The organism is Thiocystis minor (assembly GCF_016653465.1).
Lineage (GTDB): Bacteria > Pseudomonadota > Gammaproteobacteria > Chromatiales > Chromatiaceae > Chromatium > Chromatium minus.
In genome coordinates, this window is record NZ_NHSQ01000141.1 from 1 (window position 1) to 10,659 (window position 10,659).

Consider the following 10,659-nt stretch of genomic DNA (forward strand, 5'->3'; position numbering starts at 1 on the left):
CCAGGGCGCCCAGGCCGCCCTGTTCCGACCGTCAAGGGTTCAATCCGCCCGCTTCGCCCGCGTCGGCCCCCCTCCTGGCGACTGAATCGCCTTTGAACCCCACCAAGATCGTCGGTTTCTGGACCTGCCCACAGGTCTATGAAATATCCGGGTTAGATGCGGTTTAATGTTTGACAGTAACCGGTCAGGTTTTTAGGATCGAGCGACTTTTCACGTTTCTCGTTCCTCCCATGCCAAAACTCTCCCCACTGCACTGGTTGGCGTTCTCGGCCTTTCTGTTCTTCTATGGTTTTACTGTCTTTGCCCTGACCCGCGACTATTATTTACGCCACCCCACACGCCCGGTCGCCGTCCAGAGCCCGTCCAGCCCTAATTCGACCCCCGGCGCGCTCTCGCAAGTCGGCGGCAGCGCCATTCCGGAGTCGATCGCCGAGACCAACCCCGCGCTTCTGCATCAGCGCGCGGATCAGCTTTTCGTCGAACAGCGTTACGCGGAAGCCGTGCGGGTGTATCGGCGGATCCTCGAATTGAGTCCGGAGGACGCGGAGGCGCACAACGATCTCGGGCTGGCTCTCCTATACACCGGCGATCAAGCGGGCGCAATCGCGAGTTTGAAGGCGGCGGTGGCGAAGGATCCCACACTACAGCGGCCCTGGCTGACGTTCGGGTTCGTCAATCTGCAAACCGGCAACCGGGCCGAGGCACAAGAGGCGCTGGAGCGTGCACGCGACCTCGATCCCAACAGCGAAATCGGGAAGGAAGCCGTGCGACTCCTGGGCATCCTGGCCGCGCAGCAGTGATGCCGAACCGTATCCGGCATGACTGGCGTCGGTTCGGTCTCGCCTGATTTCGGCGCGCGGGCTTGCTGTCGGGCGAGCCGCCGATCGGTCAGGCGCGGTCTGTCGCTCGCTGCGCGAGCGCGACCGTGTAATGCGCCCCCTGTTTGAGCTTGTCGTAATTGCCGAAGACCTCGGTCAGGTTGCGTTTCATGTACTGGCGCAGGCCGTTGATGGTGACGAGATAGAGTCGACCGCCGGGCCGCAATCGGGCATGAGCGTCATGGAGCAGGATCGCCAGCAGTTCCTTGCCGACCTTGGCGGGGACGTTGCTAGCGATCAGATCGAATTCCCGCCCCGGCTCGATCCGGTCGAAGCCGTTGCTGAGTTGGGCCTCGGCATTGTCGATCCCGTTGAGTCGGACGTTGCGCTGGGCGTAATCGACCGCGACGAAATCTTTGTCGACCATCAGGGTGCGTCCCTGGGGCGCCAGGGTGGCCAGGGCCAGACCGATCGGACCATAGCCGCAGCCGAGATCCAGGCAGTCGTCGCCGGGTTCGACGCGCAGATGACTCAGCAGCAGCCGCGTCCCTTCATCGAGTTCGCGGGGCGAAAACAGCCCCCAGGTACTCTGAAGCGTCAGGGTGCGTCCGCCAAGTTCGGCGCTGAATTCAATGTCCCGGCGCAGGCCGGCGAGTTGTTCGGATGTGAGCATGGTTGCGGGGTACTTGCGAGACGTCTTGAGGTTAGGTTGGGACCGTCGTATGAGCCGACGAAGTCTGGGGTTTGAGGCGAGATCGATCGGTTACACTGGCGGTTCGTTGCTCACCGAAGAGAATCCTCGCGTACAGCATGTCCGATCCGGCCGGCACGCTCAACATTCAGTTGGAACGGACCTCGCGGGGTCTGACCTGTCGGATCGCCTCGACCCGACCGGTCACGGCGGCGGATCTGTTCGCCGGTCGTGCGCCCGCGGCGACCGCCGCCCTCCTGCCCCTGCTGTATTCCATTTGCGCCAAGGCCCAGGCGTTTGCCTGTGTCGCGTCGCTGGAGGGTGCCAGCGGCCGGCTCCCCGCGCCGGCGGTCGTTGCGCGCCGCCGGCGAATGGTGTCGGTCGAGACCATCCGCGAGCATCTGTGGCGCATCCTTCTCGATTGGCCGCGTCTGCTGGGCGAGACACCGGATCGCGTGACCATGGCGAAGATTCTCTCCCTGGTCAAGGATCTGTTCCGGCTGTCCGATCCAGAGGGCGATCTGTTTCGCCCCGGCGCCAGCTCTGTCGTTCTGGATCGGCGCGGCGATGCGCGCGTGCTGGCCGACCTCGACGACATCCTCGCGCGGCAGGTGTTCGGCGCGCACCCCGCCCGATGGCTGGACGAGGTGCGCGATGGCGGGGGTTTCGACCGCTGGATCGAGACTGTCGACACGCCCGCCGCCCGCTTGATGCGCGGGCTGATCGACGCCGACGAGGCGGCGCTCGGTCAGGCGGACGTGACCGGGTTGCCAGATCTCCGAGACGCGGATCTGATCGCCCTGATCGACGCTCCCGAGGGTGTGGATTTTCTCGCCCGTCCCACCTGGCGCGGCGTCGCCAGGGAAACCAGCCCCTTTACCCGTCGCGCCGGTTGCGGGCTGATTCGGGATCTGATCGACCGCCACGGTCGCGGGCTTTTGTCGCGTCTGGCGGCGCAACTTCTGGAAGTCGCGCTGCTGCTCGCGGAGGTCCGCCGTGAACGGGCAGAGGAGATGCCTGACCCGCTCATCCCGCCCGTCCCGATGATGGCGGGGATCGGAATCGGCCGTGCCGATGCTGCCCGCGGACTCCTGGTGCATTTGGCGCGGGTGGAACGGGAGCGGGTGACGACGTACCGCATCCTGGCGCCGACGGAATGGAATTTTCATCCGCGGGGCATCCTGGCGCGCAGTCTCGCGGCCTTGCCTGATGCCGCGGATGATGTCTTGAGACGGCGGGCCGAACTCCTGATCATGGCCACCGATCCCTGCGTCGCGTTCGATCTGACGCTTTCCGAAACCCGTGTCTAACGTGGAAGAAGGGCGCCCTCGGGGTCGGGTTTCGCGCGGATCGCCCACAACTCTTTAACACTCCACCGCTCAATCCATTCCGAGGTTTGTCCCATGTGCCTAGCCATTCCAGCCAGAATTACTCAGATCGACGCGGCAGGGGAGAACGCGCTGGTCGCCATCGGCGCCGTCACCAAGGAAATTTCGCTGGCCTTGGTCAACGATGCGGCCGTCGGCGATTACGTGCTGGTGCATGTGGGGTATGCCCTGAATAAGCTCAGCGAGGAGGAGGCGGAATACACGTTGCGGCTGATCGAGGAGATCGGCCTGTTCGATGAGATGCAGGACACCGCAACCCTGGCGAGCGACCCTCTCACGGGGCATCAGGCATGAAATACATCGACGAATTTCGCGACCCTGAATTGGCGCGCCGACTGGCGTCAGCCATCGCCGCCGAGGTCGATCCGTCCCGCGACTATCGGCTGATGGAGTTCTGCGGCGGTCATACACACGCCATCTTCCGCTATGGCGTCCAGCACCTGATGCCGCCCAATCTGCGCTTTATTCATGGCCCTGGCTGTCCGGTCTGCGTGCTGCCCATGAGTCGCATCGACCATGCCATCGCGCTGGCGGTCCAGCATGGCGTGATCCTCTGCACCTATGGCGATCTGATGCGCGTCCCGGCCAGCGAGCGCCGGAGTCTGCTCAAGACCAAGGCAGAGGGCGCGGACATCCGCATGGTGTATTCCACCCAGGATGTCCTGCGCATCGCGCGCGAGAACCCCTCGCGCCAGGTGGTTTTTTTCGCCATCGGCTTCGAGACCACCACGCCGCCGACCGCCGTCGCCATCAAGGTCGCGCGGGCCGAAGGGCTCCAGAATTTCTCGGTCTTCTGCAATCACGTCCTCACCCCTTCGGCGCTACGGACCATCCTGGCCACGGCCGGCCCGGACGGGGTGCAACTCGATGGTATCCTGGGTCCGTCCCATGTCAGTACCCTGATCGGCAGCCGACCCTATGCATTCGTGCCTCGCGAATACGGTCTGCCGGTGGCCATCGCCGGCTTCGAGCCGCTGGATGTCATGCAGTCGGCCTTGATGCTGGTGCGTCAGCTTAACAGCGGCCGTTGCGAGGTGGAAAACCAATACACCCGTGCCGTCACCGAGGAAGGCAACCGGAAGGCCCAGGCGCTGATGGCGGAGGTCTTCAAGACGCGCGAGCGCTTTGAATGGCGCGGTCTCGGCTTTCTGCCACACAGCGCGCTGGAACTGGCCGACGACTATGCCGATCTGGACGCGGAGCGGCGCTTTCCGGTCACGCTCGGCGAATCCCGCGAGGTCAAGGGCTGCGAATGTCCCGCCATCCTGCGCGGCGTCAAGCAGCCCACCGACTGCAAGCTCTTCGGCACGGTCTGCATTCCGGACAATCCCATGGGTTCCTGCATGGTCTCGTCCGAAGGTGCCTGCGCAGCTTACTGGAGCTATGGGCGGTTCAGGGAAACGCCGGCGTCGCGGACGGCAATGGCCTAATCCGAGCGCGCTTCCGCGAGCCTCGATAAAGCTCGGAGGTTGGGCGGACGGCCGCCGTCCTGACTTGCATCAAGCCTCGCGCGCTGGCAGATTGATAGCCTGGTATTCGATCAGCGGAACAGATCCATGAGCTCAGTCATCGCACTCTATGAAGCGCTTGCCAGCGCGCCGGACGATAAGACCCGCGCCAAGGTTATCGCGGAGGCATTCGAGCGACTTGAAGAACGCTATCCGCATCTGCCGGACCTGGCGACCCAGGGGCATGTGCGCGAATCCGAATTGCGTCTGCAAAAAGAGATTGAGCTGGTGCGCGCGGATCTGAAAGCCGACATCGAACAGGTGCGCGCCGAATTGCGCGAAACCGAATTGCGCCTCAGGAAGGAGATCGAGCAGGTGCGGGCGGATCTGAAAGCCAACATCGAGCAGGTTCGCGCGGAACTGAAAACCGACATCGAGCTGGTTCGCGCGGATCTGCGCGAAACCGAACTGCGTCTGAAAAAAGACATCGAGCAGCTGCGTGGCGAGATCAAAACCGACATCGAACAGCTTCGCGGCGAACTCAAAACCGACATCGAGCGTGTCAAGACAGATCTGCTGAAATGGATCGTTCCCTTGATTCTGGCACAAATTGCCGCGACCGCCGCGCTGGTGAAACTGCTGTGATGACGACCGACCGACGCTTCCCCGTTCGACTGGACCTGAAAAACGGCGCCGTGGACATGAGCCATGGTTCCGGTGGGCGCGCCATGGCGCAACTCATCGCCGAGGTGTTCCAGAAAGCTCTGGATAACGAACTGCTGGCCCAGGGCAACGATCAAGCCCTGTTCATGCCGCCAGCCGGACGTTTGGTCATGAGTACCGATGGACACGTCATCTCGCCGCTGTTTTTCCCCGGCGGCGATATCGGCTCACTCGCCGTTCATGGCACCGTCAACGATGTCGCCATGGCCGGCGCGCGGCCGCTCTATCTGGCCGCCGGTTTCATTTTGGAGGAAGGCTTTCCGCTGTGCGAGCTCGTGCGTATCGTCGAGAGCATGGCCCATGCAGCCAATGCGGCTGGCGTGCCGATCGTGACCGGCGATACCAAGGTGGTCGAGCGCGGTAAGGGCGACGGCGTCTTTATCACCACCACGGGTATCGGGGTGGTGCCGGACGGCATCATGATCTCCGGCGATCGGGCGCGGCCCGGCGATGCCATCCTGGTCAGCGGTAGCATGGGCGATCACGGTGTCACCATTCTCTCCAAACGCGAAAATCTGAGCTTCGGGACCGAGATCCAATCCGACAGCGCCGCGCTGCACGATCTGGTGGCGGCCATGATCGACGTCGTCCCGGAGATCCACTGTCTGCGCGATCCGACCCGCGGGGGCTTGGCGACGACCTTGAACGAACTGGCCCATCAGTCGAGCGTTGGGATGCAGATCCGCGAGCAGGCGATCCCGGTGCGCCCCGAGGTGGCCGCCGCCTGCGAACTGCTCGGGCTCGACCCGCTCTATGTGGCCAACGAGGGCAAACTGGTCGCGATCTGTCCCGCCGAACGCGCCGAGGCCCTGCTGGCGAGCATGCGCGCGCATCCCAAGGGAACCGCTTCGGCGATCATCGGCGAGGTCGTCGAGGACGCACTGCACTTCGTGCAGATGGAGACCGGCTTTGGCGGGAGCCGGATCGTCGATTGGCTGGCCGGCGAGCAATTGCCGCGGATCTGTTGATTCGAGGGAGGCTCGATGCATTCGGACTGGATCCCTGTCCATGTTTTGTACTATCTTCATATGCCTTATAAAAAATCCATAACTAGAGAGAGGATCAGATGATGCGTCAATCACTTTTCGTCACCGCTTCCATGGCGCTGCTCGGCGCGACCATGAATCTCGCGATCGCCGGCGATATGGCCAGCCCCGATGAGGCTAAGGCGATGTCGCAGAAGGCGCAGGCCGCCGTCAATGAGATGGGCGGGGACAAGGCGTTCGCGATGTTTGCCGCCGATGATGGCGGCTTTAAAGAGAAAGATCTCTACGTCTTTTGCATGGATCTTGAGGGCGTCATGCTTTCGCACGCGATGAAGCCCGAACTGGTTGGCAAGAACCTGCTGGATTTCAATAAGTATGGGGATGAACTCTTCAAGAATATGATCGCCGTCGCCAAGTCGTCCGGGGAAGGCTGGGTCGATTATCACTGGCCCTATCCAGGCAGCGATGAGATCCGCGAGAAGACCAGTTATGTCATGACCAACAAGGAGGGATTTTTCTGCGGCGTTGGGGCATATAAATAACTGCGTGTTTGACGGTCTTCAGGAAACACCGTTGCAAATGGTGTTTCCTGCCGACCATTGAACCCCTTCCCCCGCATCTCGACCGCAGAACATGTCGATTGGCGTGCGAGATTTCGCGACAGCGAGATGCGTCAGCATCCCGGAAGTCCATCACGTTCCGCTGTCGCGCGCGTCAAGAGGTGCTCGCGATCCTGGCGGCCGCTAATCCTGTCGTGGGTTTTCCGCGTCATCGGCGACATTGGCCGACCTGAAATCCAACTCTCCCACGGCGATTTTCAGGATCGTGTCCCTGCCGCGTTCATCCGTTTGGCGGAAATACTCTATTAACTGCCGTTCTTGCGGCGACAAGGGATCCTTGTCGTCGAGACACAGCAGATAGGTCGGTGTCACCGTCCCGAGTGCAACCGCTAACTCATGTGCCTCTTCAAGCCCCATCCGGCGAATTCCCTGCTCGTAATTGCTGATGCGAGACTTGGAGAGTGCGTTCGTGCGGCTTGAGAGGTCGGCAAGGCTGAGCTTTTGCTCATGCCGGGCCGCGCGCAGGCGTTGGCCAATTCGTTTAGTCAGATCCATAGCGATAAAAGTTTAAACAAACCCGTTACGTTAGTCGTACAGAGTACGATAGAGTGACGACGGCCAAGTTCGCCCGATCAGCGGGCTAAACACACGTCCTCTATGCGGGAACTCAACCATCGGTTCGCCATCCGGCGCGGGCAGACTGCCAGCGTCCCCGGAGGTTGGCGTTCGCGATGCTTCCTGGACTGTTCAGCCCAGGAAGGCATCTTCCCATTGTGCGTCGCCGACGGTCTGGGGTTGTGGCTCCACGACTTGATCGGCGAAGATCCGATCCAGTGTCTTCATGAAACACTTGGTTTGGGGCGATAGAAACTTTCCCCTGCGCTGCACGATTCCGTAACTGCGCCTGGGGAAATACTGTCCAATTGGGATGACCCCCAGATTTTCCGCGCCGGTCAAGCAGACGTCGGTGACGATCGAGATGCCAAGGCCAAGCTCGACGTATTTTTTGATCACTTCCCAGCCACCCGCTTCCATGGTAACTCGATACCCTAGGTTATGCTGCTTGAAGACGAGATCCACGAGTCGCCAAGTGCTCAGGTGTCGTGGCGGTAAAATCAGTCCATAAGGCGCGATCTCTTCCAGCGTCACAGAAGTGTTGTTCGCGAGCGGGTGATCCAGAGGAGTGATCAAGGTTGGCTGATAGGTCACGAAGGGGCGGTAAGTGATGTCATCGGGTATTTCCAGCATCGAGCCCACGGCAAGATCAGCTTCATCGGCGCGCAGCATCGCTAAGCCATCGCGCCCCGTGACATTGTGGAGCTTGAGTTCGATCCCCGGAAATTGGTCGACAAAGGCGCGCACTGGCTCTGGCAAGATATAAAGAATCGTCGATTCTCCAGCGGCGACATTCAACACCCCTTTGTCCACTCGGCCACATTGAGTGGCAAATGCATCATGCAGTTTATCCATGCCTTCGACCAGGGGCTCCGCCATCTGGAACAAGAGATCGCCTTCAGGCGTCAATTTGATCTTGGGGCCGCGTCGCTCGAATAAAACCGTGCCGAATTCCCGTTCGAGCGCCTGGATCTGGAGAGAGACAGTCGGCTGACTCAGGAAGATTTTCTCGGCAGCGGCGCTGACGCTGCCGGTGCGCGCGGCGTGACAGAAAGCTCGAAGCTGCTTCAAACGATTCTGTTTATAGTGAATCTGGGATCCTGAGCCCATGGCCATTCCTGTACTTCGTGCTACCAGAAATATTTATGTTAACCGACTAAAGCCATTGATAAAAGCAATAAATAAAACGGTAATCTCCCAGCTTTGCTGGGGGGACAGTAGCCGTTTGACATTTCCGGGAGTCCATCGGGGACACTCCGCCGCGTGAGCCGCCAAACACACGCTTGTGGAGAGTCCCGATGGACGAGTTTGAGAGCCTAAGTCACTCCAAATGGGAGTGCAAATATCTTGTTGTTTTCATAAAGAAATATCGCCGCTGCGTGCTCTACGGGCAACGGCGGTCGCACCTCGGGGATGTCTTTCACCCGTTAGCTAAGCAATAAGGAAAGCCGAATCGAAGAGGGACATCTGATGTCGGATCATGTGCGCATGCGCATTTCGATTCCGCCGAAGTATGCCGTGTCCCAAGTGATCGGCTACATCAAGGGCAAAAGCGCGATCCATCACACAGAAATAAAGACTACCGCAGTCTCGGCGCGTCTTCATGACGCGCGTGGAGTCTTGTGTCGGGCGTTTGGTTAGATCGCGGTATTCGCCGATGAGCAAGTGTGCTTGGCGCTAAGCATGGTCGAGTTGCTGGAGAATATTGCGCGCGACGCGTCGCTGATCAGCGTCGCCTTCTTCAAGTACCTCGTAAAGTATCTGGCGCGCAGCAAAATTGTTGTGCAACTCGCGTAACCGATTTGCTCGCAGGATTTTTTCTTCGACCGAATTGATCGCTCCGGTTCCCACATCAGGCGTTTTGACTTTTCGGGATTCCGACTCGGGCGCTTGATCGGCATCCACGAGATCCAGCTCCGCTTCCATCTCCTCATCCGTTAACGGTCGCCAGCGCTCAGGGTCGTCGACACGAACCGCTAGGTCGCTGTCGAACTCGCCCCGGGTTCTGGATGAGCTAGTGGTTGTCCGCGCGGATGCGTCTGCGTAACCCGGTACTCTCGCGCATGATGCGGATGTGGTGCTGCCATTTGTCGATGTCGTTGGATGGGGGGCTTTTTGTCCATCTTCACGCCGACGTAGCAGAAGGCGCGAGGAGAGTATGCCGAGTTCAAACAGCAGCCACATAGGGATGGCTAGCATGGTCTGGGAGAACACATCCGGGGGAGTGAGAAGCATGCCAATGATGAAGGCGCCGACAATCACGTAAGGACGCTTGTTAGCCAAATCATCGGGCGTCACCGTGCCGAGCGCGACCAGCAGGATGGTGGCGATCGGGATCTCGAAGGCGAGTCCGAACGCAAAAAACAGTGCCAAAACAAAGTCTAGATAGGCGGCGATATCGGTCATCATTGCCACGCCTTCAGGTGTCGTTCCGGCCATGAAGGCGAAGATCAATGGGAATACCACGTAAAAGGCGAAGGCCACGCCCATGTAAAACAGGAGAATGCTGGAGACCATGAGAGGAATCGCGAGGCGCTGCTCATGCTGATAGAGGCCTGGCGCGACGAAGGCCCAAAGCTGATAGAGCAAGTAGGGCATCGCAAGGAACACGGCTGTCACCAGCGCCAGCTTAAAAGGCGTTAGGAAGGGCGAGATGACCTGTGTTGCGATCATGCTGTTGCCTTCTGGCAACTGAGCGATCAAGGGGCCTGCGACAAAGGTGTAAATATCGTTGGCAAACGGGAAAAGAATCAGAATCATCAACCCGATGGCAATCAGCATGCGGATCAGCCGATCGCGCAATTCGATCAGGTGTGAGATGAATGGCTGTTCGGCGCCGGGGTCGTCGGGTTGCATCGAGGAAGGCATCGGGGGCTCATAAAGATTGATTAAGTATTATGGTAGCGATATCGCCTGGCCGCGAGCCGAAACCGGCGGAGTTTTTGGTAGTGTCCCAGATCCACGCGAGTTCTCGTGTCACCGTGCCGCCATGTCATGCATTCGGGCGGTGCTCCGGGCCATAAAGCCATTCTACAGATCGGGAAAATGTCTCGGTTTTACGCCCAGTAGCAATCGCAGATCATAGCGTATTCATGTCGGTCCTGGCATTGCTGCCCGTGGAATCTCAGCAATTCCCGCTCGCCTCGGAGGCGAGCGGGAATTGCTGATTTCCTGTGTTCGAGGTTGACACCTCCCTCTCTGGTTCGGTAGAGTGATCGGCTTGCTCAGGAGGGGCTGACGTGCGGAACGGAGTTGGGTCGACGAGGGGGGGTTGACAAGCGAGCGAGGGAGCGTAGAATGGTCGGTCTTGGCGGTGCGGAAGTTTACGAGTTTCGGCATTGTCCAGCAGTTCTTTAGCAATTTGTTCAGATGTTTTGTGTGGGTGCTCCGGGTGTCTTTTGCGGTCTGAAGACATTGGCGAACCGCTGAT

Annotated in this window: 11 protein-coding genes and 1 pseudogene; 8 read left to right on the plus strand and 4 right to left on the minus strand. The window is 60.1% G+C overall.

Annotation, left to right across the window (positions count from 1 at the left end):
- Positions 1–230 precede the first annotated feature (230 nt).
- Entirely contained in the window at positions 231–800 is a 570-nt protein-coding gene (locus CCR95_RS19050; protein WP_201097424.1) for a tetratricopeptide repeat protein, read from the plus strand.
- 88 nt (positions 801–888) lie between these two features.
- Here CCR95_RS19050 and CCR95_RS19055 read toward each other — a convergent pair whose 3' ends face one another.
- Positions 889–1,491: a class I SAM-dependent methyltransferase gene (locus CCR95_RS19055; protein ID WP_201097426.1), complete on the minus strand. Its 603-nt coding sequence runs from the start codon at positions 1,489–1,491 to the stop codon at positions 889–891.
- 137 nt (positions 1,492–1,628) lie between these two features.
- On the opposite strand from CCR95_RS19055, the gene CCR95_RS19060 reads away from it, so the two are divergent.
- The 6 genes from CCR95_RS19060 (at position 1,629) to CCR95_RS19085 (ending at position 6,596) form a co-directional block, all read left to right on the plus strand.
- On the plus strand, positions 1,629–2,819 hold the full coding sequence (locus tag CCR95_RS19060; protein WP_201097427.1) for a nickel-dependent hydrogenase large subunit: 1,191 nt from the start codon (positions 1,629–1,631) through the stop codon (positions 2,817–2,819).
- 93 nt (positions 2,820–2,912) lie between these two features.
- The gene (locus CCR95_RS19065) at positions 2,913–3,191 is read left to right on the plus strand and encodes a HypC/HybG/HupF family hydrogenase formation chaperone (RefSeq protein ID WP_201097429.1); all 279 of its coding nucleotides are present in this window, start codon (positions 2,913–2,915) and stop codon (positions 3,189–3,191) included.
- The gene (hypD, locus tag CCR95_RS19070; RefSeq protein WP_201097430.1) at positions 3,188–4,327 is read left to right on the plus strand and encodes a hydrogenase formation protein HypD; all 1,140 of its coding nucleotides are present in this window, start codon (positions 3,188–3,190) and stop codon (positions 4,325–4,327) included. The genes CCR95_RS19065 and hypD overlap by 4 nt, the downstream gene beginning before the upstream one ends.
- Before the next feature lie 126 nt (positions 4,328–4,453).
- The gene (locus CCR95_RS19075; protein ID WP_201097433.1) at positions 4,454–4,990 is read left to right on the plus strand and encodes a coiled-coil domain-containing protein; all 537 of its coding nucleotides are present in this window, start codon (positions 4,454–4,456) and stop codon (positions 4,988–4,990) included.
- Positions 4,990–6,036 (plus strand): hydrogenase expression/formation protein HypE, encoded by a 1,047-nt coding sequence (gene hypE / locus CCR95_RS19080; RefSeq protein ID WP_201097435.1) that lies wholly within the window; start codon positions 4,990–4,992, stop codon positions 6,034–6,036. The genes CCR95_RS19075 and hypE overlap by 1 nt, the downstream gene beginning before the upstream one ends.
- Positions 6,037–6,167: 131 nt before the next feature.
- Complete coding sequence (locus tag CCR95_RS19085; protein WP_242523353.1) at positions 6,168–6,596, plus strand: cache domain-containing protein; 429 nt, start codon at positions 6,168–6,170, stop codon at positions 6,594–6,596.
- A 201-nt stretch (positions 6,597–6,797) separates the two neighbouring features.
- On the opposite strand, the gene CCR95_RS19090 is transcribed toward CCR95_RS19085, so the two are convergent.
- Together CCR95_RS19090 and CCR95_RS19095 are read right to left on the minus strand one after the other, a co-directional pair.
- Positions 6,798–7,169 (minus strand): helix-turn-helix domain-containing protein, encoded by a 372-nt coding sequence (locus tag CCR95_RS19090; RefSeq protein ID WP_201097437.1) that lies wholly within the window; start codon positions 7,167–7,169, stop codon positions 6,798–6,800.
- Between the two features lie 192 nt (positions 7,170–7,361).
- Positions 7,362–8,339: a LysR family transcriptional regulator gene (locus CCR95_RS19095; RefSeq protein WP_201097439.1), complete on the minus strand. Its 978-nt coding sequence runs from the start codon at positions 8,337–8,339 to the stop codon at positions 7,362–7,364.
- Between the two features lie 188 nt (positions 8,340–8,527).
- Here CCR95_RS19095 and tnpA point away from each other — a divergent pair.
- Positions 8,528–8,792 (plus strand): annotated as a pseudogene (gene tnpA, locus CCR95_RS19100) (IS200/IS605 family transposase); the annotation flags it as partial.
- A 114-nt stretch (positions 8,793–8,906) separates the two neighbouring features.
- On the opposite strand, the gene tatC reads toward tnpA, so the two are convergent.
- Positions 8,907–10,097: a twin-arginine translocase subunit TatC gene (gene tatC / locus CCR95_RS19105; RefSeq protein WP_201097441.1), complete on the minus strand. Its 1,191-nt coding sequence runs from the start codon at positions 10,095–10,097 to the stop codon at positions 8,907–8,909.
- Positions 10,098–10,659 lie beyond the last annotated feature (562 nt).